The sequence below is a fragment of the Agrobacterium sp. lyk4-40-TYG-31 genome (genome assembly GCF_030209855.1).
Classification (GTDB): domain Bacteria; phylum Pseudomonadota; class Alphaproteobacteria; order Rhizobiales; family Rhizobiaceae; genus Agrobacterium; species Agrobacterium vaccinii.
In genome coordinates, this window is record NZ_JARVRE010000002.1 from 24,970 (window position 1) to 48,310 (window position 23,341).

The following is a 23,341-nucleotide window of genomic DNA, read 5'->3' on the forward strand; positions in this document are numbered from 1 at the left end:
TGTTTGCACAAAAGACGAACGCGCATGTGGGTGCAGCCGATAAATGCCATAAATTCTGCCATATAGGTTGTTGGGATCGATCTTGCGGCCCTTTGAACGTGAATGAGATCGACGACCGGAAGCGGGGATGACAAGTGGTGACAATGAAGCGCTTCGACTTCACGATACGGCTGGTTGGAGCATTCGCGGTCCTTGCCATCCTGATCGTGTCCCAAGGGTTACTCAATCGTCACATCGCAACCGTGGCGGAGCAGCAGGTTATTCGCGGTCGCTATGCAGGTGATCTTCTGTCTGGGTTACTGGAGCTTTCCGCGACCAAGCAGCGGCTGCGTGCGTGGTCGTTGCGCGCCTTGATCGGCGCAGATCATGCGCCCGGTGACGGTGAGATGCTCCGTGCTCATATGGCCACAACAATTGAACAGCTTCAGCGCATCAGCCAGAAAACGCGGGAGATGGATCATCTCGCTGCCGGGCCTGATGCTGACGATGACGCGCGCGACGAGGCCTTGCGGCTTATCTCAGGTAGCGTGATCGCGCTCAGACCGGCCATCGAACAGATCAGGTCCCATACCGGAGCAGATGATGTGCGAACCGCATGGGCCTCCATAGAAACGATTTTCGATCAGGGAGCCGGGCGAGACCTTCGTGAAGTCCTCAACGACATCATCGCCAAGGAACGGTCGCAACTCGTTATCACACGGGCAAACGCAGATGCCGCGCTCCTGCAACTCAACCGCGTCCTTGCGGGGATGACGTTCATCATCGCTGTCATCGGCATGGGATTGGCCTATGCAATAGCCAACGCCATCCGCCGCCCTCTGCAACAAATGTCGGAAGGGGCGAAGGCTTATGAAGCCGGTCAACTCGAACATCGCATCCCTGTGACGACCACCGACGAATTCGGCCGGTTCGCCACCAGCATCAATCGCATGGCGTCGGAGCTTTTGCTGAGACGACATGAAGAAGCGAACCAGCGGATCGTCCTTGAGCAACAGGTAAAGGAGCGGACATCTGCTCTTGAAAATGCCCTATCGCGATTGCGCGCTTCCGAGAGACGCAGACGCAGTTTGCTGGCGGATATCAGCCACGAATTGCGCACGCCTACCACTGCGATTCGTGGTGAGGCGGAGATCGCGCTGCGCGGGCAGAAGGCGGATGATGATTATCGCGCATCGCTGGAGCGCATTGGCCAGGCGGCAAGCCAGATGGGAAGCCTGATCGATGACCTCTTGATGATGTCGCGCGGCGAAGACGAGACTTTGGCGCTCAACAAGGAGCCGATCGATATTGCCGGTCCGCTTGAAGAGGCTTTGTTGAGTGCTGCCGCCCTGGCCAATCAGCGAAGCGTTTCAATCGTGACCGATATTGAAGATACAGAGACGGTCGTGGCTGGTGATGCGTTCCGCTTGCGACAGATCATCGCGATTTTGCTCGATAACGCCATCCGTTATTCGCCTCAAAACGGTCGCGTGGCAATCGTCTCCCATGTGGTCGAAAACACATGGGAACTGGTCGTGCATGACAACGGGATCGGCATCGAACCCGATGCGCTGAACCACGTCTTCGAACGCAATTTCCGCGGCAACAATGCAAGGCTTCATCGTCCCGAGGGCACCGGTCTTGGGCTGTCCATCGCCAGGCATCTGGTCTCTGCGCACGATGGAACAATCACTCTTTCCAGCGATAGTGGCAAGGGAACGACGGCAACGCTTCGATTGCCATTGCTCAAAAACGGTGCCGTTGTCGAAGCCACCGTGGAGGCGACAGAGTGAACATACTGATCATAGAAGATGATCCAAGAGTGGCTGATTTTCTGGAACGCGGATTGCGTGCGGAAGGCTATGGCGTCACCGTTGCACGTGATGGTCCGACCGGCATCGAACGCGCCCATGAACTGTGGCAAGAGTGGAGGTCTTCAGGTGCAAACGGTGCCATTCTGCTCGATGTCATGCTGCCGATCATCAACGGTTCCGATGTCTGCCAGACGCTCCGTGCCAGCGGGATATCAGCTCCGATCTTGATGCTGACAGCCCTTGGCTCGGTCAACGATCGTATCTCGGGATTGCGCATGGGTGCTGACGATTATCTGGTGAAGCCATTCTCGTTTGAAGAATTGCTGGCGCGCATCGAGGCGCTGATGCGCCGCCCGGTCGATCTGCGTCCGCTCGGGCCTAAGACGTTGTGCGTCGGTGGACTGGAACTGGACCGGGAGTCCATGCGGGTCACCGTTGAGGGCGATGAAATTTCGTTGACTGCCAAGGAGCTTGCGCTCTTGGAACTCTTCATGTCCGCTCCCGGCCGTGTTCTGAGCCGGGAGCGGATTTTGGCCAATATCTGGGGCGCAGGCGAAGACCCACTGACCAATGTGGTCGATGTCTATGTGCGCAGACTGCGCGCAAAGATCGACAGGTCTTCGGAGGGGCGCTCCTGCATCACGACTGTCAGGGGCATTGGCTATCGTCTCGAACAGAGCCAGTAGTCACCGCCTGCGGCAGACGAGATTTATTTCACAGCATAAGGCAGCGAGGAATGGTGCTGGACGATGCGGATCGTCCCTTCATCATCCTTTTTAAACGTCCATGACTTGTCGACTGTCGTTACTTTACCGTCCTTGTCGGTGAACGATACCTTGCCGAGCGTGGTCGCGTATTCGCCATCCAGAAGAATAGCGGCATTCTTGACGTCCACCTCACGCCATCCCTTCAGGGCAAAGCCGGTATCGGCAGGGTATTTCGGGTTCTGACCCACGAAGTAAGCCAAGGCGCCTTCACGATCAGTGCGGAAGGTCTGCGGCTCCTGCGTCAACGTCGGCTTGAACAAAACCGGGCCCAGCTGGTAGCCATAGGCCGCATCGATCACCTTCGCTGCCATGTCACGGGCTGGCTTTACGCCCTTGTCTTCATACTCACGCGAAATTGCGACGAGGGCTTCGCCCCAGGCCTTTTGTGTTTTGAGGACTTCAGCCTCGCTGATGGACCCATTGTGAATTTCGACGGCATTCACGCCACCGGCGGTCATAAGCAGAACGGTTCCTGTTACGGCAGTCGCCTTGGCTATCCAGCGCATGTGTGTCTCCTGTTTGATTGCTCGTTTTGAGCGACAACAGGAATATGGATGTCCCGTCTGAAGCAGGCGTGGCGGCTTCATGAACAGATGATGGACGGACGATTACAGTTTCAGGGGCGATGTCCATATGGAAACTGAGGTTGGCACGTGAAGTGCGGGTCGACCGCCCAGCGATACGCTGAGCGGTCTCTTGTTTCACATGTCGGACGTCGAGCACACGTTCTGATCCAACGGTCGAAACGCCTCTTCCGCAGGTGTTTCGGCGATGATCTTGAAGAGGTCCCATTCGCCTTTGCTCTCGCCCGGAGCCTTCGCCTGAAGGAGGTAAGTCGGGATAAGTGCGCGACCGTCTTCGCGAATTCTGCCCTTGCCGAAGCAATCGTCGTCGGTTGGCATTTTCTTCATGGCGCGAACCGTATTGCGTCCCGATGCCTTGGCTTCCACAGCACCCATTTCGGCAACTGTCTTCAGATAGTGGAAGACGCTGGCATAGGTCGCGGCGTGTTCGCTGTTGGGATAGTTTTTCGGTGTTTCTTTATTGATCCGGTCCGTGAAGGCGCGGGTGCGGTCATCGCGGTCCCAGTAGAATGTTTCCGTCAGCATCAGGCCTTGTGCGGCCTCCAGCCCCAGCGCATGGACTTCGGTGATGAAGCCGGCGAGCGCCGCGATGGTGATGCTCTGGTCGAGGCCGAATTCCTTGACGGATTTGACACTGTTGATGAGATCGCCCGCCGTATTGGCAAAGGCGATGACTTTCGGGTTGGTGGATGTTGCCGTTAGCAGGAAGGACGAGAAGTCCGTAGTGCCCGGGAACGGATAGACCGATGAGCCGAGAACCTTGCCGCCGCCATGCGTGATCACGTCGGTTGCCATGGCCTGAAGCGACTGACCGAAGGCATAGTTCGCCGTCACGAAATACCAGCTGTCGCCGCCGTTCTTGAGAATGGCGCCGCCGGTAGATTTTGCGCGGCAATAGGTGTCTAGCGCCCAATGTACGGTGTTCGGGCTGCATGCCTTCCCGGTAAAGTCGGCACTGGCCGGGCCGCTGGCCAGAAACACCTTGTCCTTGGCCTTGATGACATCGACAGCACCCAGGGCGATGGCGCTGTTGTTGATTTCTGTCACGGCATCGACGCCGTCCTGATCGATCCACTTGCGGACGATGCCTACGCCCACATCCGTCTTCTGCTGGTGGTCGGCGACCAGCACCTCGACGTTGAAACCGCGCTCCAGAATGCCGGAATCCTTCACCGCCTGCCGTGCGCAGGCAACAGCCGTTTCACCGCCGGTATCGCGGTATGGCCCGGAAAGATCGAGCAGCACGCCTATTCGGATCGTCTTATTATCCTGGGCGCGACCGATGCCGGTCATGCTTAATACGGACGCGGCTGCTACCCCGCCCAGCAATTGTCTTCTCTTGATCATGTTGTCCTCCTCCTCCGTTGAAGCTTTTATTCCCGGTCGTAGGCGTCGCTCTTTTGTGAAACGAGCACGAGACGACCACGGACCTTTCCATCGCGAACCCGGTCAAGCGCGTCATTGGTTGCGCTGCGCGGCTGGCGTTCGATGTCCATGGGTTTTAGTTTTCCGGTCTTCGCCAGGTTCAGCAACGCGCGAAGATCGTCCAGACTGCCGGTCAGCGATCCGATGATCGAGATCGGGCGCAGCGAGATCGGCGGCAATGCCTGGGTGACTTCTCCGCCGGAAAGTCCGACGATGACATAGCGACCGCCGCGCCGGAGTGCCTTCAAGCCGAACTCATAGGTCGCCGTATTGCCGACGAAATCGATGACGCTTGCGAATTGCCCGGCAAAGTCCTCGTCATCACAGGATGACGGGTCGATGGCCTTCGTCGCACCTGCCGCCACGGCTATTTCGCGCTTGATGCGATCGACATCGCCGACAACCACGCTTTTGTAGCCGAGGGCCTTTGCGATATTGAGCGCGCTTTGACCAAGCCCGCCGCCGCCGATGAGCAGAAGCGGTGCCTTATGCGCCTGTGGGGCCAGCTTGCTGAGGGCACCGTAGCTGGTCAGGCCCGAACAGGCGTAGGTGGCTGCAAGGGCCGGGTCGACATTGCCGATATCGACAAGATATCTGGCATGGGGAACGATGATGCGTTCGGCATGCCCGCCGGGCCTTTGCAGGCCGAGAAATTGTGGCGCGAGGCATAGGTTTTCGTCGCCTTCCTTGCACATCACGCATTGGCCGCAGCCGATCCAGGGATAGACGACGAAGGTGCGACCGATCTGGTCTTCGGAAATGGCCGCGTCTGGTCCAAGCGCCACGAGCCGCCCGGAAATTTCGTGACCCAGAACGATGGGCGGGACCATGCCACGGTCGCGCATGACCATTTTCTTGCCGCCGCCGAGGTCATAATAGCCCTTCTTGATGCTGAGGTCTGTCTGGCAGACCCCGCAGCAGGACACTTCGATGAGGACTTCAGTGCCGCGCGGCGCCAGTTCCGGCTCGCAGCGCATGACCAGAGGCTGTCCGAATTCGGTCAGTGTGTAATTGTCCATCTGAGATCGCCCCCTCGGCTAAAGCTTGATTTTCGCAAGACGGGCGACGAGCCCGAGTATGCCTTCGCGGAAGACAAGCACGCAGACCACGAACACGCAGCCCTGAATGACCATGACCCATGCTCCCATGGATGCGAGGTAGTTCTGCATGCCGACGATCACGGAGGCGCCGAGGATAGGTCCGAAGATGGTTCCGATGCCGCCCAGGATAGCCATCAACACGACCTCGCCGGACATAGCCCAGTGAACGTCGGTCAGAGATGCAAGCTGGAACACGAGTGCCTTGGTCGCACCTGCCATGCCTGCCAGAGAGGCCGACAGGACGAAAACGAGAAGCTTGTAGCGAGGCACGTTGTAGCCGAGAGACAGCGCACGGTTCTCGTTCTCGCGAATGCACTTCAGCACCTGCCCGAAGGGGGAATGGATGGTGCGATAGATGATGAAGAGGCCCAGAAGAAATATTGCGCAGACCAGGACATAGATGGACCTGTCGCTGGAAATGTCGATCAGGCCGAACAAGGCGCGACGCGGCACCGTCTGAATGCCGTCTTCCCCACCCGTGAAAGAGGGTGCCTGAAGCGAGAAGAAATAGATCATCTGTGCAAAGGCCAGCGTGACCATCGAGAAATAGATGCCCTTGCTGCGTATGGCCAATCCACCGATGATCAGGCCCAGAATGGCGGCGACTGCTATACCGGAGAGAACGGAAAGCTCGGGCGTCAGGCCCCAGTATTTCGCCGTATAGGCAGACACATAACTGGCCATGCCGAAATAGGCCGCGTGGCCGAAGGACAGCATTCCGCCAAAACCGAAGAGCAGGTTGAAGGCCAGTGCAAACAGCGCAAAGCACAGAACCTTCATGACGAAGACGGGGTACGCGACGAAGGGCGCGATTGCCAGCAGGACCGCAATGACGGCAAAGGCCGCGATATAGGATTTCGTCGAATGACGGGCGACAGGTCGCGTGCCCATCGCTACAGACATGGGAGCGGTGCCACTCATGAGATACCCTTTCCGAACAGGCCATTGGGTTTGATGAGAAGGACGATGGCCATGATGATGAAGATGACCGTCGAAGATGCCTCCGGGTAGAAGACCTTCGTCAGACCTTCGATGAGGCCAAGGCCGAAGCCGGTGATGACGGCACCAAGGATCGACCCCATGCCGCCGATGACCACCACGGCAAAGACGACGATGATCAGATCAACGCCCATGGTGGGGCTGACCGAATAGATCGGCGCTGCCAGCACACCGGCAAAGGCTGCCAGACCGACGCCAACGCCATAGGTGATCGTGATCATCAAGGGGACATTGACGCCGAAAGCGCCGACGAGGCCGGGATTTTCAGTAGCGGCCCGCAGATAAGAGCCGAGTTTGGTCTTCTCGATGACGAACCACGCCGCAAGGCAGACAACGATAGACGCGACGATGACCCATGCGCGATAGATCGGCAGGAACATGAAACCGAGATTGAAGCCGCCGGTCAGCGCCGCAGGTGTGGCATAGCTCATGCCGGATGAGCCATAGCCGTTCATGAACAGGCCCTGCACGATGAGGGCAACGCCGAAGGTCAAAAGCAGGCCATAGACGTGGTCGAGCGAGGAAATCCGCGACAGAAGCAGCCGCTCCAAAACGATTCCGAACAGACCGACGGCAACGGGTGCCAGAATGAGCGCCCACCAGTAGCCGAGGCCGAGATAGTTAGACAGCATCCATGCCACGAAAGCGCCCATCATGTAGAGCGCGCCATGCGCGAAGTTCACGATGCGCAAAAGGCCGAAGATGATCGCAAGGCCAAGACTCAAGATCGCGTAGAATGCGCCGTTGATCAGGCCCAGAAGAAGTTGCCCCATGAGTGCGACGAGAGGCACGCCGAAGATTGTCGCCATGGTCAAACCCCGAGATACTGTTGAAGAGTGTCGATGTTTTCGCTGCCATCCGCTTCGGCCACGATCTTGCCCTGTTCGACAACGTAATGGCGGTCAGCCAGCGAGGCGGCAAAGCGCAGGTTCTGCTCGACAAGGATGATGGTGAAGCCGCTTTCCCTGAGCATGCGTAGCACCGCTTCGATTTGCTGAACGATGACGGGGGCAAGCCCTTCCGTGGGCTCGTCCAGCAGCAGAAAATCGGCGCCGGTCCGCAGCACGCGCGCCATGGCCAGCATTTGCTGCTCACCACCGGAAAGCTTCGTGCCCTGACTTTGCAGCCGGGATTTCAGGTTCGGAAACAGCGTGAAGATTTGCTCCAGCGAGAAACCGCCATCTTTGAGTTTCGGCGGTAGCAGCAGGTTTTCCTCGACGGATAACTCGGAGAAAATGCCGCGCTCTTCGGGGACGTAACCGATGCCGAGACGGGCGATGCGACGCGCTGGCAGGCCGATGGTCTGCTGGCCCTGAATAGTGACTGAACCTGTGCGCTTGCCCAAAAGACCCATGATCGATCGCAGCGTCGTGGTCTTTCCAGCGCCGTTGCGGCCCAGCAGTGTGACGACTTCGCCCTTGTTCACATGCATATCGATGCCATGGAGAATATGGCTCTCGCCATACCAGGCCTGAAGCCCTTCGACCGAGATGGCGGCGGTGCTTCGCATTGCGTCAGTCATGGGAGGCTCCAATATAGGCTTCGATGACTTTCGGATCGGCTGATACGGTGGCGTAATCGCCCTCTGCCAGCACCTGGCCTCTGGCCAGCACCGTGATCCGGTTGGACAGCTCCGCCACCACCTTGAGGTTATGCTCGACCATCAGGACTGTGCGTGTCTTGGCGATCTCGCGGATGAGGGCAGCGGTGCGCTCGACATCTTCGTGGCCCATGCCGGCCATGGGTTCATCGAGCAGCAGCATTTCGGGATCGAGCGCCAGCGTCGTGGCCACTTCCAGCGCGCGTTTGCGGCCATAGGACAGCTCGGCGGCGCGTGAATTGATGTAGGGGCTCAGGCCGACCGACTCCACCAGGCTTTCGGCCTCTTCATCCAGAGACGCCAGGGAGCGTTCGCTGCGCCAGAAATCGAAGGAAGCGCCATGTTTGCGCCTTTGCAGCGCAACCCGAACGTTTTCCAGCACGGTCATGTCGCCAAAAACCGCCGAAATCTGGAACGAGCGGACCATGCCGCGACGGGCAATCTCGTCCGGCGCAAGGCGTGTGATGTTCTGGCCGTTGAAATGAATGGAGCCGGATGTCGGCGTCAGAAAACGGGTCAACAGGTTGAAGCAGGTTGTCTTTCCTGCACCGTTCGGGCCGATGAGCGCGTGGATATGCCCACGCCTCACATTGAAGGATGCACCGTTCACAGCCTTGAAGCCGTTGAATTGGATGCAAAGGTCTTTGGCCGCCAGAATGACGTCCTCGTTGGTCATGTGCTTCCTCCCGATCCCTTCCGCACAAGAAGGCATTTCCGTATCAGTGGCAGGATATGTGATCCATGCACCACGCATTGTCAGCGGGGACGTACTTTCCGCAAGAGCCTATAACGCACGGGGTCATTCCGTTTTGGTGTGACGCCGCACTTGCCCTTGTCGAGGAGCAACCGACATTCGAATTGAGCAGCAGCCCATGAGTTTTTGTCTGTTGTGCGCTCGCGCGAAGAGGGCAAGCTACATCAGACGCACTTTATAGAGATTGGTCGTCTTACTGGGGAGGTATCCATGAAAAATAAAAATATAGCCTGCGCGGCTGCAAGCGTGCTGGGCGCGCTGCTTGCCGCACCATCAGCCTCTGCCGCCGAAATTTCAGACGGCGTGGTGAAGATCGGTGTTCTCACCGATATGTCTGGTCCCTATGCTGATAATGTCGGCGCTGGCGCCGTGCTGGCGGCGAAAATGGCAGCCGAGGATTTTGGCGGCAAGGTTCAGGGCGTGCCGATCGAAATCGTTCAAGCCGATCACCAGAACAAGGCCGATGTCGGCAGCGCCGTTGCCAACAAATGGTATGACACCGAAAAGGTCGATGCCATCACCGAAGTCGTTTCTTCAGCCGTCGCCTTGTCAGTGCAGGAAATTTCCAAGGCGAAGAACAAGGTCTTTCTGGCGACGGGTCCGGGCACACCGGATTTGACCGGAAAAGCCTGTTCGCCTGTTGGCGTCCACTGGGCCTATGACAATTACGCCTATGCCAATGTCGTGGCCGGTGCCACGGTGCGGCGCGGCCTGAAAAGCTGGTACTTTCTGACGGCGGACTACAGCTTCGGCCATACGCTCGAAGGTGCTGCAACGCAGGTCATCAAGGCCAATGGCGGTGAGGTCCTGGGTGCCGTGCGCGCGCCATTGAACAGCACGGATATGTCGTCCTACCTGCTTCAGGCGCAGGTGTCTGGCGCGCAGGTCATCGGCATCGCCAATGCCGGTGCCGACATGGTCAACACCGTCAAGCAGGCGCAGGAATTCGGCATTACCCAAGCCGGTCAAAGTCTGGCGGCGCTTCTCGTCAACCTTCCCGATATCAAATCGCTTGGACTGGCCAGCGCAAAGGACCTGATCCTTGCCGACAGTTTCTATTGGGACATGAACGACGACACGCGCAAATGGAGCAAGCGTTTCATGGAACGCTCCGGCGGCAAGGCGCCCGGCAGCTTGCAGGCCGCAGTCTATGGTGCCGTCACGCATTATCTGAAATCGATCGATGCCAATGGCAGCGACGAGGCGAAATCCACCGTCGCCAAGATGCGGGACATTCCGATCAACGACTTCTACACGAAGAATGCCAGCATACGCACCGATGGACGCGTGATGCGCGACATGTATCTCTTTCAGGTGAAAACGCCGGAAGAGTCGAAATACGACTGGGATTTCTACAAGCTTCTGGAAACGGTTCCGGCTGACAAAGCCTTCCGTTCGCAGGCCGATGGTGGGTGCTCTATTCCCGCTAAATAATGCATTGATGACCCGGCGCTTCTTTGTTGTCGTTTGTCTTTTCGGGAAAACCGGTTTCCACTTTTCCCTGACAAACGCTAACGAAGTGCCGGGTCGTTTTTCGTTTCTTCCAGAAGCCAGTCGCGGAAGGATTGCAGCTTTCTGGATTCAGGGCGATCCATGGGCCACACCAGATAATAGGCCAGCGGTCGCTTGACGCTGTCGAACAGCGCCACCAGTTTGCCGGATGCCAGCTCCTCGCCAAGAAGCGCCTTCTGCCCAATCGCCACACCCAGACCCTCGATGGCCGCCTGATAGGTCAGGTTCGAGGATTCGAAAACCGTACCTCGATCATCCGGCAAATCGACACCGGCAGCGGCAAACCAGTCCGCCCAGTCACGTCTGCGGTAATAGGAATGAAGCCGCGCATGTTTCAGCAAATCGGCAGGGGTATTCAACGGTGTGCGCTTCAAAAGCGCAGGACTTGCTACGGGCTGAATCACATCGTCAAACAGGTGAATGGCGTTCATGCCCGGCCAGTTGCCGTTGCCCACCTGAATGGCGATTTCCACCGTCTCGCGTGAAAAATCGACGGGCTTGACCGTATTGCTGACGGTGATCTGTATTTTCGGATAGCGTTTGTGGAAATTCGACAGGCGCGGAATGAGCCAGCGGCTGGCGAATGTCGCGTATGCGCGCAATTTCAGCGGTGAATTCGGCTTGCGCTCCACGAGGCGATGCGAGGCCGCGGCGAGTTTTGCGAAGGGCTCAGCGATCTCGGCTGCAAATTCTTCTCCCGCTTCGGTGAGTTTCGAACCGGTGCGTTCGCGGTGAAACAGCCGCACACCCAGATAGCTTTCCAGCACCGAAATCTGGCGGCTGACGGCGGATTGGGTGACATTGAGTTCCTGCGCCGCCTTGCCAAAGCCGCCATGCCGGGCCGCAACCTCGAAAACGTAAAGCGGGTTCAACGGGGGCATCCCGGTCACTGCCATTTGCTTCCTCCATGCAAAAACACCTGCGCCACAAGGCAGCCATACAAGCGTTGCGAGGAGTCATATCGAGCAATCGATCCGTTGTTAAGCACCGGCATGCGGTTCTGTTGAGCGGAAAACTCATGGCGTCCCGATGCCTAGTACGTTGCGAAGGCTTGAGGTTTTCGGCCAAATCCTGACAGCGGCACGAGAGGGTGCCAATGTCGGTCTAAAGAGAGAGCATTGATCATGGATTTTGCCCTGAGCGAAGAGCAAAAAATGTTTGCGGATTCGGTTCGCCGTTTTGCCGAACAGCATCTGGCAGCGGGTGCCCTCGAACGCGCACACACACCGGGCTTCCCCTTCGATGTCGCGAAGTTGATGGCCGAGCAAGGCCTGCTGGGCATCGCGTTTTCTGAAGAAGACGGCGGGCAGGGCGGTACATTGCTGGACGCGATCATCGCCATCGAGCAGGTCGCAGCCGTCTGCCCGCGCAGCGCCGATGTGGTGCAGGCCGGTAATTTCGGCCCCATCAGAACATTCGTCGAATATGCCAGCGCCGATCAGAAGGAGCGTTTTCTGGCCGACCTCATCGGTGGACGAAAAGTTATCAGCCTTGGCATGTCCGAACCGGACGCCGGTTCTGCGGTCACCGAACTCAAGACGTCGGCGCGTATCGAGGGCGATCAGGTTATCGTCAACGGCTCCAAGGTGTTTTCCACCCATAGCCCCGATGCGTCTCTCTATCTCATCTATGTGCGCTTTGGCCCCGGTGCCGGGGGCATCGGTTCGGTTCTGGTCGAACGCAATGCTCCGGGCTTTACCGTCAGCAAGCCATCGGCTTTCATGAGCGGCGAAGAGTGGTCGGAACTGCATTTCGACAATTGCCGTATTCCGGCTGCCAATATCCTGCTTGGCCCCGGCGGCTTCAAGAAGCAGATTTCGGGTTTCAACGTCGAACGCCTGGGCAATGCTGCCCGTTCGCTGGCTCTTGGGCGCTATGCCTTTAATCTTGCTCGCGAACATGCGCTGGTGCGCAAGCAATTCGGTCGTCCGCTGTGCGAATTCCAGGGCTTGCAGTGGAAATTTGCCGACTTGCTGCTGAAGCTCGAATCTGCACAACTTCTTCTCTATCGCAGCGCATCGGTGGCCGAAGGAGAATTACCGAGTGCTGCCGATACGGCTCTTGCAAAGCTTGCCTGCAACCAGGCCGGTTTCGATGCTGCCAACGAGGCGATCCAGATCATGGGTGGGCTTGGCTACAGCACCGAGGCGCTGGCGGAATATTGCATGCGCAGAACGAGGGGCTGGATGATTGCCGGTGGCTCCATCGAAGTTCTCAAGAACCGCATTGCGGAACATGTATTTGATCGCCGTTTCGAACAGCGCGCTCCGCGTGTTCCGAACGCCGCAGAATGAAGGTCGACCCGTAATGCCTGTTGACAGCGCGTTCCATTCCGCCTTTTTCGCACCCCGCAGCATCGCCATCATCGGGGCCTCCGATGATGCCACGAAAACGGCGGGACGCCCGCTTTCCTATCTCAGGCGCGCGGGTTTCGAGGGCAATCTTTACCCGATCAATCCCCGCAGAACCTCGGTTCTGGGCGAGAAAGCCTGGGCTTCCCTCGACGATCTTCCCGAGGTAATCGACCACGCCTTCATTCTGACGGGCGCGGATGCCGCCGTGGATGCGGTGGCCGAATGCGCTGCAAAGGGCGTAAAAGTCGCAACGGTTCTCGCAAACGGCTTTTCCGAGGGCGGCAGTGCCGGGCATGAGCGCACCGACCGCATGCTGGCGGCTGCCAAGCAATCGGGGTTGCGTCTTATCGGCCCCTCCAGCCTCGGCATGGTCAATGTTCACCGCAAGACGGTGATGACGGCAAACGCCGCCTTTGCCGAAGAAGGCTTGCCAAAGGGCAATATCTTCGTCGCCTCCCATAGCGGCAGCATGATCGGCGCGCTTCTGTCGCGCGGCAAATCGCTGGGCATCGGCTTTGCCGGTCTGGTGTCGGTCGGCAACGAGATCGATCTGTCGCTGGGCGAGCTTTGCGAGGCCGTGCTTGAAGACCCCACGGTTGGCGGATACCTGCTGTTCCTCGAAAGCCTGCGCAATGCCGATCACCTCAGACGCTTTGCGGAACTGGCGCATCGCCATAACAAACCCATCGTCGCGTTGAAGCTTGGCCGTTCGCAGCAGGCCGCCGAACTGGCGCTGTCGCATACCGGCGCTCTGGCTGGTGAAGATGCCGTGGCCGATGCGTTTCTGCGTGATTGCGGCATTGCGCGTGTCGATACGCTCGAAGGCCTTCTCGGCGCCTTGCCATTGCTGTCACGAACGAAAACACAGGCGCATGGCTATACCGCAAAGGTCGGCGTGGTTACCACTACGGGTGGCGGTGCGGCCATGGTTGTCGATCAGCTCGGTGTACGCGGCATCACGGTCGAGGAGCCCGTGGCCTCGACCTTCGATACCTTCAAAGCATCAGGTGTCGAGGTCGAACGCGGTCGTATCGTTGACCTGACCCTTGCTGGCGTCAAGCCGGAGGTCATGAAAGCGGCGCTTTCGACCATGGTGGATTCGAAACAGTTCGATCTGGTCGTTGCCGTCGTCGGCTCTTCGGCCCGTAACCACCCCGATCTCGCGGTAAAACCGATTTTTGACGTCGCCGGCAAGGATGTGCCGCTCGCCGTCTTCCTCGTTCCCGATGCCCCTGAGGCATTGGGGCTTCTGTCCGAGAAGGGCATACCGGTTTTCCGGTCGCCCGAAGCCTGCGCCGATGTCGTGGCGGCGGCATTCCGGCGCAGGCGCCCGGATGGGGGCGCAGGTCTGAAAGTCAGCCGTTCCGACACAGGGTGTAACCTCGATGAGCGCGAGGCCTATGGGGTTCTCGAAGCGCTTGGTGTGCGCCACGCACCCGTTCATGCGCTGCCCCAAGGCAAGCTCTCCGGCGAATTGCCCTTTGCCTATCCGGTGGTTGCCAAGGTGCTGTCATCGCATGTTCTGCACAAGACGGATGTCGGCGGCGTGGTACTCGGCATTTCCGACCGTTCCGGCCTTGAAAAGGCAGCCCTGGATATCGGCAAAAACGTCAGCGCACATGTGCCTGAAGCCAGGGGTGCCGATATTCTCGTGCAGGCCATGGTCAAGGGCGTTGGCGAGGCGCTGGTGGGTTATCGTATCGATCACGAAGCCGGGCCGATCATCATGGTGGCCGCAGGCGGCGTGATGACGGAAATCTACCAGGACCGCGCTGTCAGGCTCGCCCCGGTCACCATCGAAACGGCCCGCGAGATGATCGATGAGGTCAAGGCCTTCGCAGCCCTCAGGGGTTTCAGAGGCAAGCCGCGCGGCGATCTGGAGGCGCTGGCCGCCTCCATCGTCGCCCTGTCCTCACTTGCTGTGCGTCCGGATCTGGCGATACAGGAGGCCGAGGTCAACCCGTTCCTGGTGCTTCCCGAAGGACAGGGCGTGGTGGCCGTGGATGCGCTGATGCAGGCGTCGGATATTTAAGAAGACAATAAGGGAGGAGGAAACATGCTTGAAGCGCTTCCTGATATCATCAATCATAGAGAAGGTCTGGTCAGACGCGGGCAATATGTCAGCCTGCGTTTTCTGGTCGAGATCGGCGAACAGGCCTTTCTGGTCGATATCGACAAGGGTCGTGTCGCCTCGGTCCAGACAGGTCCATTTGTGATGCCGAGCTGGACCTTTGCACTGCGCGCTGCGTCCGATTCCTGGGCGCGGTTTTTCGAGGCAGTGCCCGCACCGGGCTATCACGATCTCTTCGCCCTGCTGAAATCGCGCCATCTGAAAATCGAGGGTAATCTGCATCCTTTCATGGCCAATCTTCGATATTTCAAAGAGCTTTTTTCTGCCGTTCGCGAGGAGGTGAACACGTGACCGCCAGCTTCGAACCCATTGTCGGACGCTATCTCAAGCTCGATATCGCCGGTCGCAGCCACAGGATCTATGTGGAAGAAGCCGGTCAGGGCATTCCGCTTCTGTGCCTTCACACTGCAGGCTCCGATGGCCGCCAGTATCGCAATCTTCTCAATGACGAAAAGGTGCTGGAAAACTTCCGCGTCGTCGTCTTCGATATGCCATGGCACGGCAAATCATCGCCGCCAACCGGCTGGCATGAGGAAGAGTATCGCCTGACATCCGCAGGCTATGTCGATATCATCCTCTCGATCATGACAGCACTTGAGCTGGACAAGCCGGTGGTCATGGGCTGCTCTATCGGCGGTCGCGCCGTGCTGCACCTTTCGCTCCGCCACCCCGAACTGTTCCGCGCTGCCATCGGCCTTCAATCGGGCGCGCATGTGAACCCCTATTACGATATTTCCTGGACGCACCGCCCCGATGTGCATGGCGGCGAAGTCTGCGCGGCCATCGTTTCGGGCCTCATAGGACCGCTCGCCACCGATGGCGACCGCTGGGAAACGCTGTGGCATTACATGCAGGGCGGTCCCGGCATCTTCAAGGGCGATCTGTTTTTCTACAAGCAGGATGGCGACATGCGCGGCGATGTGGCGCGCATCGACACCGACAAATGCCCGCTCTATCTGCTGACCGGCGAATATGACTATTCCTGCACGCCCGAAGATACGCTGGCGCTGGTGGACAGCATCAAGGGTGCCGAAGCGGTGATCATGAAAGGTCTTGGCCATTTTCCGATGAGCGAGGACCACCAGGGCTTCATGACCTATCTCGGCCCGGTGCTGGAGAAGATCCGGTCAACAGGCGCGGGCAAAGCGTGAGAGGAGACCGCGCCATGGATGCGGACAGGAGCTATCCCGCCTTGAGATTGTTCATTGCCGGGCGTTGGGTCGATGATCGCCCTGATGTCAGCACTGACGTGCTCGACCCCGCCACCGGCGAGGTTCTGGGGCAAATGCCCCATGCCACGCCCGCCCGGGTGGAGGAAGCAATCGAGGCCGCGGGCCGGACATTTCAATCATGGCGCGCCACATCGCCCCATGACCGGGCCGCCATTCTGCTCAAAGCCGCAAGCCTGCTGCGCGAACGCGCCGATGCCCTGGCATGGCTGATCAGCACCGAGCTTGGCAAGCCGCTGGCGGAGGCGAAAGTAGAGGTCGAGACTGCCGCAGGCATCTTTACCTGGGATGCCGAGGAAGCCCGCCGCGCCTATGGCCGGGTCATCCCGTCGCGCCAGACGGGTATTCGCCAGTTGGTGTTGAAAGAGCCGCTCGGCCCCATCGCGGCCTTTGCGCCATGGAATGCGCCGCTGATCACCCCCTCGCGCAAGATCAGCGGTGCGCTTGCCGCCGGTTGCACGGTGGTGATGAAGCCTGCCGAAGAAACGCCCGCCTGCACCTTTGCGCTGGCCGCCATTCTGGAGGAAGCCGGTCTGCCCGCAGGCGCGCTCAGCGTCGTCACCGGCAATCCGGCGGAGATATCTAAACAACTGATCGCCTCACCCGTCATCAAGGGCGTGACCTTTACCGGCTCGACGGCGGTGGGAAAATCGCTGGCCGCCCAGGCGGCACTCGGCATGAAACGGATGATTTCAGAGCTTGGTGGCCACGCCCCCGTACTGATCTTTGCCGATGCGGATATCGAGGCGGTGGCGCTCTCTGCCGCCAAAGCCAAATATCGCAATGCCGGGCAGATCTGCACCTCGCCCACGCGCTTTTTCGTGCATGAGAGCAAACACGACCGTTTTGCCGAAGCCTTCGCCGAAGCCGCCCGTGGGATTAAGGTCGGAGACGGGCGCGTGGCATCGACGCAGATGGGCCCGCTGGCCCATGCCCGCCGCATCACCGCCATCGAGGCATTTGTCGAGGATGCCCAAGCGCGTGGCACGAAGGTCGCCGCCGGTGGTCACCGCATCAACAATCAGGGCTTTTTCTTCGAGCCGACATTGCTGGTTCATGCTGACGATACCAGCCTCGCGATGAACGAGGAGCCCTTCGGGCCGCTCGCCGTAACCCAGCCTTTTGCAACCATCGAGGATGCGATGCGGCTGGCGAACCGGCTGCCCTTCGGGCTGGCGGCCTATGCTTTCACCCATGACAGCCGCATCATTTCCGAGGTTGCGGAGCGCGTCGAAAGCGGCAACGTCATCATCAATCATTGGCAGGCTTCGCTGCCCGAAACCCCTTTCGGGGGTGTCAAGGATAGCGGACAGGGCCGCGAAGGCGGCATCGAGGGGCTGGACGCGTTCCAGACCGTCAAATATGTCAGCCAGGCATAGGGGTCAGACCAGATCATGCAGACAGAGACTTCACGCGTTCGTATCGAACGCGATGGCGATATCGCCTTCATCGTCATCGACAATCCGCCGATCAATGCAGGCTCCATAGAGGTACGTCGCGGTCTTCTGGAGGCACTGGCGACCCTTGAAGCCGACCATACGGTGACCGCCGCCGTTTTGATCGGCGCGGGCAAAACCTTTGTGGCGGGATCGGATCTGCGGGAGTTTTCCGCGCCGCTCGCCGACCCGCAGGTTCCGGCTGTCATCGCGGCCTTCGAGCAATTTCCAAAGCCCATCGTTGCCGCGCTGCATGGCGCTGCCCTTGGCGGTGGTTTCGAGCTGGCGCTGGGCTGTGATGCCCGCATCGCCACCGCAGATGCCGTGGTCGGCCTGCCGGAAGTGACCTTCGGGATCATTCCCGGCGCTGGCGGCACGGTGCGTTTGCCGCGCCTGACGGATGCCGCCACCGCCATCGACATCATCACCTCCTGCCGCCGCGTCAAGGCATCGGATGCGCTTATGCTTGGGCTGATCGACCGTATAGCGACGGATTTGCGCGTAGGCGCTGCCGCACTGGCCCGGTCGCTACCGGGAAAATGGCGGGTGCGTGATATGTCCGTCATCAGCTTCAGCACCGATGCTCTGGAAGAGGCCGCCGCCAATGCGAAGCGCAAGCGCCGTGGTCACCCCGGCGTCGAGGAAGCAATCGCTGCCGTCAGGCGCGCCGTTTCGCTCGATTTCGATGCGGCACTCACGGAAGAGCGCACCGTCTTCCAGAGACTGCGGATGACCGACGAATCCGCAGCTCTCCGCCACCTGTTCTTTGCGGAGCGGCGCGCTGGCGATACGGGCGATGCCAAAGACGTTATAGTACGCAATCTGCAAACCATCGGCATCGTCGGTGCAGGCAGCATGGGTGCCGGCATCGCCGCCTGCTTCCTCTCCGCCGGATACAGGGTGCGCCTTGTGGACCAGAACGCCGAAGCCCTGGCCTCCCTGCCCGACCGTCTGGCGACAATGCTGGCCACGCCATCCGCTGAAGAGATCATCGCCAACCGCTTTTCAACCTCCGCCGATATCGCAACATTCGCGGATTGCGATATGGTAGTCGAGGCCGTTTTCGAGAATATGGAGGTCAAGAAGGCGCTGATCGCTTCCCTGAATTCCGTGGTCGCCCCGGACACGATCATCGCCTCCAACACCTCCTATCTCGATCTCGATATTCTGGCGCAAGCAGCGAGCAACCCGGCCAATGTCGTCGGCCTGCATTTCTTCAGCCCCGCGCATCGCATGAAATTGCTGGAGGTCGTGCGCGGCAAAAAGACATCCGCAGAGGTTCTCAAAACCGCTCTGGCCGTGGGCCGCAAGCTCGGCAAGATATCGGTGGTATCCGGCGTCGGCGAAGGCTTTATCGGCAACCGCATCTATAATGCCTACCGCCTGCAATGCGAGGTGATGGTCGATCAGGGTGCCGAACCGCAACAGGTCGATCAGGCGCTGGAAGCCTTCGGCTTTGCCATGGGACCTTTTGCCGTGGGCGATCTCTCCGGCCTCGATATTTCCGCAGCAAACCGCAGTCGCAGACGCGCCGAGGGGATCGACCCGCCTGATACGGTTTCGTTTCTTGAACGGCTGGTGGAAAACGGACGGCTCGGTCGCAAGACCAATGCGGGATGGTACGACTATCCCGAAGGCGACCGTCGTGGCGTCGAGAGCCCGGAAGGTGGCGATATGCTGCGCGTATGGCGCAAAGAGCGCGCGATTGCCCAGCATCAGTTCTCAGACGCCGACATCCAGAAACGCGCCCTTGCTGCCATCGTCAACGAAGCGGCGCTTGTTCTGGAAGAGGGCATAGCAGCACGTCCATCTGATATCGATCTCGTCTGGGTCCACGGCTATGGGTTCCCTGCCAAGCTTGGCGGCCCGCTTTATTGGTTTGAGCGGCAATCGAAGGAATGGGCCTCTTCAGCGTTTCAGTCCCTCGATGAGAATCCCCATACGGGATATCGCCATGGCACAAAGGACATCGCGAGTACGGAAAATGACAGATGACCCAGTGACTTGGTCGGCTCTTGAGGACGACGGATTTATCAATCTTGTCGGTCCCATCGAGGCTTGCAACGAAAATCCGTTCCGCTATCGCTTCCATGCCGAGCCCAAGCATAAGAACCGTGCTGGCTTCGTTCAGGGCGGAATGTTGATGACCTTTGCGGACCGCGCCATGGGAACCGCTGCACGAAGCCATGCCCCTGACCGCCGCCAAAGCACGGTTCAGTTCGACATGCAGTTCATGCGCGCCGTCAAGCTGGGCGAAATGGTCGAGATAAGATGCGAGGTATTGAAGGAAACGCGCACGCTGATTTTCCTCGATGGAAAATTGACGGTAGCAGGTGAAATCGTTGCCGCCGCACGTGGCGTCTGGAAGATCATTCGCAGCTGAGCATACCAGCTGTTGGGCGCGTCACATGAGGCCAAGTTACTGCCGCGCGTTGCGTGCCTGTAGTAATATTTGCCTATCTGGTATCAACGGCAACATACGCTAGGCAATCAACAAAAATGTCGCGGAAATGGCATCTGCAAACTTCCCGCAAGGTTTTAGAGTGGCGGCACGCCATTTCCGAAACAATGGCATTTACTGTTCGATTGACAGACAGCATAAGGCGGCCGGGATCGGGGGCAACCCGCGCTGGTTGCCCCCTGATCTGCTCATTCAGGCAGAGACAGCAATCTCGCGTCTTTCCCGGTCGGTGACGATGGACAGGTCCAACACCTTCTGCAGGTTGGCGGCGTGGCGGAAGTCGGGGTCGGCTTTGCCGCCTTCCATCACAGCCTTGGCGAACTTCTCGTAGTTCGTTTCCACCGGCTCGACTTCGATGTTTCGCCAGATCGCTTTTTCCACGTCCTCGCCGAGGCATCCGCGAAGCGTCGAATATTCCGGCGTGTGAATGACTTCGACGGCACCCTTGTCTCCGTGCAGGCGAAGACGCAATTCGTTCAGATGGCCGGTGGCCCAGCGGCTGGCGTGAATGACACCCATGGCGCCGTTTTCCAGTTCTGCTGTCATCGTAAAGCTGTCATTGGCGTCGAGATCATAGACATCGATCTTGTTACCCTCGTATTTGTCGAAGGTCTTCAACCGGGTGAAGATACGCTCCACATCGCTACCCGCGCCATAGGACGCGAAGTCGAGAATGTGGATGCCGACATCGCCCAACACGCCGTTAGAGCCGTGCTTGGTCGAGAGCCGCCACAGCCATTTGCTCTCCGTCATCCAGTCGCCCCAGGCCTTGGAAACCAGCCAGCTCTGGAGGTAGGACGCCTCCATGTGGCGCAGTTTGCCGATCTTGCCTTCCAGAACCATCTGCCGCGCGATCTGAAGGGGTGCGACGTTGCGATAGGTAAGGTTGACCATGCCGACGAGGCCGGATTTTTCTGCCGCATCCGCCATCTCGGAGGCCTTGACGTAGGTTTCGGCCAGCGGCTTTTCGCAAAAGACATGCTTGCCCGCGGCTAAGAGCTTAAGGGTGGTGGGGTGGTGGATCGCATCCGGCGTGACGTTGGCCGCAGCGTCGAATTCACCCCATGCAATCGCTTCGTCCAGTGATGTGAACGTCGAGGGAATATTGTGGCGGGCAGCGAAGCCGCGCACCACGACATCATCCACGTCGATCGCCGCCACAAGCTCTACGCCGGAGATGAGTGAGAAGTGCATGGCATGGGTATTGGCCATGCCGCCCGTTCCAAGAATAACCAGTCTCATCATGAATTACCTGTAACCTGCTTCGCCTGCGGAGTGGAGTTTGGGGCCACGCTCTTCGATCTTTTCGAGAGCGGATTCGACCGGCACGTTGGGCGCGTCGTGAATGCTCTTCAGCGTGCCCAAGGGGTTATAGGCCCATTTCACGGAGTTACCGATGACCTTCTGGACATTCGCGTCGTGGTAGGTAGGGTAGGTTTCGTGCCCGGGGCGGAAATAGAAGATATTGCCCGCACCACGACGCCATGTCAGGCCGGACCGGAAAACTTCGCCACCCTGGAACCAAGAGATGAAGACGGTCTCGAGTGGTTCGGGTACGGAAAACTGCTCGCCATACATTTCTTCGTTTTCCAACTCGAAATGCTCTGGCAGGCCTGCGGCAATCGGGTGGCGTGGATTGATGGTCCAGAGACGCTCGCGCTCGCCGGCTTCGCGCCATTTCAGCGCGCAGGGCGTGCCCATCAGGCGCTTGAACGGCTTGGAAAAGTGGCCCGAATGCAGAACGATCAGGCCCATGCCCTCCCAGACGCGGCTTGCAACGCGCTCGACAATGGCGTCATCAACCTCACCGTGGGCCTTGTGGCCCCACCATACCAGCACATCCGTCTGATCCAGCCGTTCCTGCGAAAGTCCGTGTTCCGGCTCCTGAAGCGTCGCTGTCGTGGCGTTGATATCGGGCTCCCTGTTGAGAGCATCGGCAATCGTCGTGTGCATCCCATTGGGATAGATCCCACGAACGGTCTCATTCTCGTGTTCGTGGACATTTTCGCCCCAAACGACGGTGTTGATGGTCATGTCTCTGCTCCTTGATGGTCCAGCGCTCTTGGGTAGCACCGGTGAGAAGGGTCTCTCGGATGTGTGCGGCCTTGTCCCAGCTTTATCGTGGCTCGCTCGGATCAGTCCCCCGGCATCAACTCCCCGGTCTCCCCGTCGTTCCACCCGTTCCGTTCAGCCACACAATCCTTTGCGGTATCAAGGCCATACTGCGGTTCAATGGGGCGATTTCGAGACGGCTCGAACTGTGTGGACACAGGACAATTTACCCGGCTCATATTCTTAACGATATCGCGTAACGGATTGTCAAAAACACGTGTTATAAGATTGTTTTCATACTCATTGGTTGTTGCGTCACGGTGGAGGGAACAGGGGCGCCAACTGAGCGTTAAGATTTCAAATGGGAGGAAGCCATGTTCGATTTCTTGAAAACCGCAGCACCATCGACCGTCTTAGACTTCGAAGACGAAACGGGCACCTATGCCGACGCCTTTTTGCAGGTGCCGGACGTCGAGGCGAGCCGTGTTACAGCTCGCGAATATGGCCACGAATCCCACATGCGTGACTACGGTGCTCAGCGCGAAGTCGCCCGCAACTCCCTCGGCTTCGCATAACGTTTCGGAACCCTCACGGCATCAAGAGGTTTACTTCGTGAGACTGGTGAGGCGGGCAGCGCAGCCTTCGACTGGACCGAGATTGGCGAACGAAAGTGGACCAAGAGGCGATGTCGACAGCAGCACCGCCCGCCAACTTATGTGAGGTGAAAGCTGATGACTGTGATACCCGTAGAACCCGTTCCAGGTCCCGTACCGCCGATGGCGCCGCAGCCCGATATACCGCCGGTGAAAGAACCTGAACCCGGCACGCTGCCGGATGATTTGCCGGTTCCCAATCCGGACGAAAATGACGACATTCCAAGAGTGTTGTGATCATCGTGTCAAACACGTGACGGCACCTTCAGTTGGAGGTGTCGTCATTCGTTTGAGCGGTGTTTAGACCATCAACTCCACTGAATCATCGGTCGAATCCACTTGAGCGTCGCCTCCGAGATGCGCCACCGAAATCTCGTAGGTATCCGGCAGCTCGGCTGCCTGTTCGCTGTTCATGATGCCGTAAGGGATCATCGTGCCGTTACGGTCGGGCACTGAAACCTCGACCAGTGTTTTCTGGTTCATGACGCGTC

General features: G+C 58.9%; 23 protein-coding genes. 12 read left to right on the forward strand and 11 right to left on the reverse strand.

Annotation, left to right across the window (positions count from 1 at the left end):
- The first annotated feature begins 143 nt into the window (after nt 1–143).
- Both QRN55_RS00910 and QRN55_RS00915 read left to right on the forward strand, forming a co-directional pair.
- Complete coding sequence (locus QRN55_RS00910) at nt 144–1,772, forward strand: sensor histidine kinase (RefSeq protein WP_284774725.1); 1,629 nt, start codon at nt 144–146, stop codon at nt 1,770–1,772.
- Entirely contained in the window at nt 1,769–2,479 is a 711-nt protein-coding gene (locus QRN55_RS00915) for a response regulator transcription factor (RefSeq protein ID WP_284774049.1), read from the forward strand. Before QRN55_RS00910 ends, QRN55_RS00915 begins: the two co-directional genes overlap by 4 nt.
- A gap of 23 nt (nt 2,480–2,502) precedes the next feature.
- On the opposite strand, the gene QRN55_RS00920 is transcribed toward QRN55_RS00915, so the two are convergent.
- The 7 genes from QRN55_RS00920 to QRN55_RS00950 form a co-directional block, all read right to left on the reverse strand.
- A complete protein-coding gene (locus tag QRN55_RS00920; protein WP_284774051.1) occupies nt 2,503–3,066 on the reverse strand; it encodes a metal-independent carbonic anhydrase family protein in 564 nt (187 codons plus the stop codon).
- A 195-nt stretch (nt 3,067–3,261) separates the two neighbouring features.
- Nucleotides 3,262–4,491, reverse strand: a complete 1,230-nt coding sequence (locus QRN55_RS00925) for an ABC transporter substrate-binding protein (protein ID WP_284774053.1) — start codon at nt 4,489–4,491, stop codon at nt 3,262–3,264.
- A 26-nt stretch (nt 4,492–4,517) separates the two neighbouring features.
- Nucleotides 4,518–5,588, reverse strand: a complete 1,071-nt coding sequence (locus tag QRN55_RS00930; RefSeq protein ID WP_233124014.1) for an alcohol dehydrogenase — start codon at nt 5,586–5,588, stop codon at nt 4,518–4,520.
- An 18-nt stretch (nt 5,589–5,606) separates the two neighbouring features.
- Nucleotides 5,607–6,590, reverse strand: coding sequence for a branched-chain amino acid ABC transporter permease (locus QRN55_RS00935; RefSeq protein WP_502871265.1), 984 nt, complete (start codon nt 6,588–6,590; stop codon nt 5,607–5,609).
- A complete protein-coding gene (locus tag QRN55_RS00940) occupies nt 6,587–7,477 on the reverse strand; it encodes a branched-chain amino acid ABC transporter permease (RefSeq protein WP_233137043.1) in 891 nt (296 codons plus the stop codon). Before QRN55_RS00940 ends, QRN55_RS00935 begins: the two co-directional genes overlap by 4 nt.
- A gap of 2 nt (nt 7,478–7,479) precedes the next feature.
- On the reverse strand, nt 7,480–8,190 hold the full coding sequence (locus QRN55_RS00945; RefSeq protein WP_284774057.1) for an ABC transporter ATP-binding protein: 711 nt from the start codon (nt 8,188–8,190) through the stop codon (nt 7,480–7,482).
- The gene (locus tag QRN55_RS00950) at nt 8,183–8,944 is read right to left on the reverse strand and encodes an ABC transporter ATP-binding protein (RefSeq protein ID WP_284774059.1); all 762 of its coding nucleotides are present in this window, start codon (nt 8,942–8,944) and stop codon (nt 8,183–8,185) included. The genes QRN55_RS00945 and QRN55_RS00950 overlap by 8 nt, the downstream gene beginning before the upstream one ends.
- A gap of 288 nt (nt 8,945–9,232) precedes the next feature.
- Here QRN55_RS00950 and QRN55_RS00955 point away from each other — a divergent pair, with 288 nt between their 5' ends.
- On the forward strand, nt 9,233–10,456 hold the full coding sequence (locus QRN55_RS00955) for an ABC transporter substrate-binding protein (RefSeq protein WP_284774061.1): 1,224 nt from the start codon (nt 9,233–9,235) through the stop codon (nt 10,454–10,456).
- Nucleotides 10,457–10,533: 77 nt separating this feature from the next.
- Here QRN55_RS00955 and gcvA read toward each other — a convergent pair whose 3' ends face one another.
- Nucleotides 10,534–11,430, reverse strand: a complete 897-nt coding sequence (gcvA, locus tag QRN55_RS00960; RefSeq protein ID WP_233124005.1) for a transcriptional regulator GcvA — start codon at nt 11,428–11,430, stop codon at nt 10,534–10,536.
- Between the two features lie 228 nt (nt 11,431–11,658).
- Between gcvA and QRN55_RS00965 the strand changes: the two genes are divergently transcribed.
- Genes QRN55_RS00965 through QRN55_RS00995 form a run of 7 tightly spaced genes read left to right on the forward strand, consistent with a single transcriptional unit; the run spans nt 11,659 to nt 20,067 of the window.
- A complete protein-coding gene (locus QRN55_RS00965; protein ID WP_284774063.1) occupies nt 11,659–12,828 on the forward strand; it encodes an acyl-CoA dehydrogenase family protein in 1,170 nt (389 codons plus the stop codon).
- 13 nt (nt 12,829–12,841) lie between these two features.
- Nucleotides 12,842–14,920 carry an acetate--CoA ligase family protein gene (locus tag QRN55_RS00970; RefSeq protein WP_284774065.1) on the forward strand — a complete coding sequence of 693 codons (2,079 nt, stop codon included), beginning with the start codon at nt 12,842–12,844 and terminating at the stop codon, nt 14,918–14,920.
- Nucleotides 14,921–14,944: 24 nt separating this feature from the next.
- Nucleotides 14,945–15,310, forward strand: a complete 366-nt coding sequence (locus QRN55_RS00975; protein ID WP_284774067.1) for a hypothetical protein — start codon at nt 14,945–14,947, stop codon at nt 15,308–15,310.
- On the forward strand, nt 15,307–16,170 hold the full coding sequence (locus tag QRN55_RS00980; protein WP_284774069.1) for an alpha/beta fold hydrolase: 864 nt from the start codon (nt 15,307–15,309) through the stop codon (nt 16,168–16,170). The genes QRN55_RS00975 and QRN55_RS00980 overlap by 4 nt, the downstream gene beginning before the upstream one ends.
- Nucleotides 16,171–16,184: 14 nt before the next feature.
- Complete coding sequence (locus QRN55_RS00985) at nt 16,185–17,627, forward strand: NAD-dependent succinate-semialdehyde dehydrogenase (protein ID WP_284774071.1); 1,443 nt, start codon at nt 16,185–16,187, stop codon at nt 17,625–17,627.
- A 15-nt stretch (nt 17,628–17,642) separates the two neighbouring features.
- Nucleotides 17,643–19,679, forward strand: a complete 2,037-nt coding sequence (locus QRN55_RS00990) for a 3-hydroxyacyl-CoA dehydrogenase NAD-binding domain-containing protein (RefSeq protein WP_284774073.1) — start codon at nt 17,643–17,645, stop codon at nt 19,677–19,679.
- A complete protein-coding gene (locus QRN55_RS00995; RefSeq protein WP_284774074.1) occupies nt 19,669–20,067 on the forward strand; it encodes a PaaI family thioesterase in 399 nt (132 codons plus the stop codon). Before QRN55_RS00990 ends, QRN55_RS00995 begins: the two co-directional genes overlap by 11 nt.
- Before the next feature lie 270 nt (nt 20,068–20,337).
- On the opposite strand, the gene QRN55_RS01000 is transcribed toward QRN55_RS00995, so the two are convergent.
- Together QRN55_RS01000 and QRN55_RS01005 are read right to left on the reverse strand one after the other, a co-directional pair.
- Nucleotides 20,338–21,387 (reverse strand): Gfo/Idh/MocA family protein, encoded by a 1,050-nt coding sequence (locus QRN55_RS01000; RefSeq protein WP_284774076.1) that lies wholly within the window; start codon nt 21,385–21,387, stop codon nt 20,338–20,340.
- A gap of 6 nt (nt 21,388–21,393) precedes the next feature.
- Entirely contained in the window at nt 21,394–22,179 is a 786-nt protein-coding gene (locus tag QRN55_RS01005) for a ThuA domain-containing protein (RefSeq protein WP_112501742.1), read from the reverse strand.
- A 392-nt stretch (nt 22,180–22,571) separates the two neighbouring features.
- Here QRN55_RS01005 and QRN55_RS01010 point away from each other — a divergent pair, with 392 nt between their 5' ends.
- Together QRN55_RS01010 and QRN55_RS01015 are read left to right on the forward strand one after the other, a co-directional pair.
- Nucleotides 22,572–22,772 (forward strand): hypothetical protein, encoded by a 201-nt coding sequence (locus QRN55_RS01010; protein WP_284774080.1) that lies wholly within the window; start codon nt 22,572–22,574, stop codon nt 22,770–22,772.
- Between the two features lie 156 nt (nt 22,773–22,928).
- Nucleotides 22,929–23,087, forward strand: coding sequence for a hypothetical protein (locus QRN55_RS01015; RefSeq protein ID WP_233123983.1), 159 nt, complete (start codon nt 22,929–22,931; stop codon nt 23,085–23,087).
- A gap of 63 nt (nt 23,088–23,150) precedes the next feature.
- On the opposite strand, the gene QRN55_RS01020 is transcribed toward QRN55_RS01015, so the two are convergent.
- Nucleotides 23,151–23,333 (reverse strand): hypothetical protein, encoded by a 183-nt coding sequence (locus tag QRN55_RS01020; RefSeq protein ID WP_284774084.1) that lies wholly within the window; start codon nt 23,331–23,333, stop codon nt 23,151–23,153.
- Nucleotides 23,334–23,341 lie beyond the last annotated feature (8 nt).

Bases quoted from the DNA above. Each gene is read 5' to 3' on its own strand.
- QRN55_RS00950 (WP_284774059.1), bottom strand. From the start codon at position 8,944: ATGACCAACGAGGACGTCATTCTGGCGGCCAAAGACCTTTGCATCCAA.
- QRN55_RS00995 (WP_284774074.1), top strand. From the start codon at position 19,669: ATGACAGATGACCCAGTGACTTGGTCGGCTCTTGAGGACGACGGATTT.
- QRN55_RS01020 (WP_284774084.1), bottom strand. From the start codon at position 23,333: ATGAACCAGAAAACACTGGTCGAGGTTTCAGTGCCCGACCGTAACGGC.
- QRN55_RS00935 (WP_502871265.1), bottom strand. From the start codon at position 6,590: ATGAGTGGCACCGCTCCCATGTCTGTAGCGATGGGCACGCGACCTGTC.
- QRN55_RS00945 (WP_284774057.1), bottom strand. From the start codon at position 8,190: ATGACTGACGCAATGCGAAGCACCGCCGCCATCTCGGTCGAAGGGCTT.
- QRN55_RS00925 (WP_284774053.1), bottom strand. From the start codon at position 4,491: ATGATCAAGAGAAGACAATTGCTGGGCGGGGTAGCAGCCGCGTCCGTA.
- QRN55_RS00965 (WP_284774063.1), top strand. From the start codon at position 11,659: ATGGATTTTGCCCTGAGCGAAGAGCAAAAAATGTTTGCGGATTCGGTT.
- QRN55_RS00985 (WP_284774071.1), top strand. From the start codon at position 16,185: ATGGATGCGGACAGGAGCTATCCCGCCTTGAGATTGTTCATTGCCGGG.
- QRN55_RS00920 (WP_284774051.1), bottom strand. From the start codon at position 3,066: ATGCGCTGGATAGCCAAGGCGACTGCCGTAACAGGAACCGTTCTGCTT.
- QRN55_RS01000 (WP_284774076.1), bottom strand. From the start codon at position 21,387: ATGAGACTGGTTATTCTTGGAACGGGCGGCATGGCCAATACCCATGCC.
- QRN55_RS00955 (WP_284774061.1), top strand. From the start codon at position 9,233: ATGAAAAATAAAAATATAGCCTGCGCGGCTGCAAGCGTGCTGGGCGCG.
- gcvA (WP_233124005.1), bottom strand. From the start codon at position 11,430: ATGGCAGTGACCGGGATGCCCCCGTTGAACCCGCTTTACGTTTTCGAG.
- QRN55_RS00975 (WP_284774067.1), top strand. From the start codon at position 14,945: ATGCTTGAAGCGCTTCCTGATATCATCAATCATAGAGAAGGTCTGGTC.
- QRN55_RS01005 (WP_112501742.1), bottom strand. From the start codon at position 22,179: ATGACCATCAACACCGTCGTTTGGGGCGAAAATGTCCACGAACACGAG.
- QRN55_RS01015 (WP_233123983.1), top strand. From the start codon at position 22,929: ATGACTGTGATACCCGTAGAACCCGTTCCAGGTCCCGTACCGCCGATG.
- QRN55_RS00970 (WP_284774065.1), top strand. From the start codon at position 12,842: ATGCCTGTTGACAGCGCGTTCCATTCCGCCTTTTTCGCACCCCGCAGC.
- QRN55_RS00940 (WP_233137043.1), bottom strand. From the start codon at position 7,477: ATGGCGACAATCTTCGGCGTGCCTCTCGTCGCACTCATGGGGCAACTT.
- QRN55_RS01010 (WP_284774080.1), top strand. From the start codon at position 22,572: ATGTTCGATTTCTTGAAAACCGCAGCACCATCGACCGTCTTAGACTTC.
- QRN55_RS00930 (WP_233124014.1), bottom strand. From the start codon at position 5,588: ATGGACAATTACACACTGACCGAATTCGGACAGCCTCTGGTCATGCGC.
- QRN55_RS00990 (WP_284774073.1), top strand. From the start codon at position 17,643: ATGCAGACAGAGACTTCACGCGTTCGTATCGAACGCGATGGCGATATC.
- QRN55_RS00910 (WP_284774725.1), top strand. From the start codon at position 144: ATGAAGCGCTTCGACTTCACGATACGGCTGGTTGGAGCATTCGCGGTC.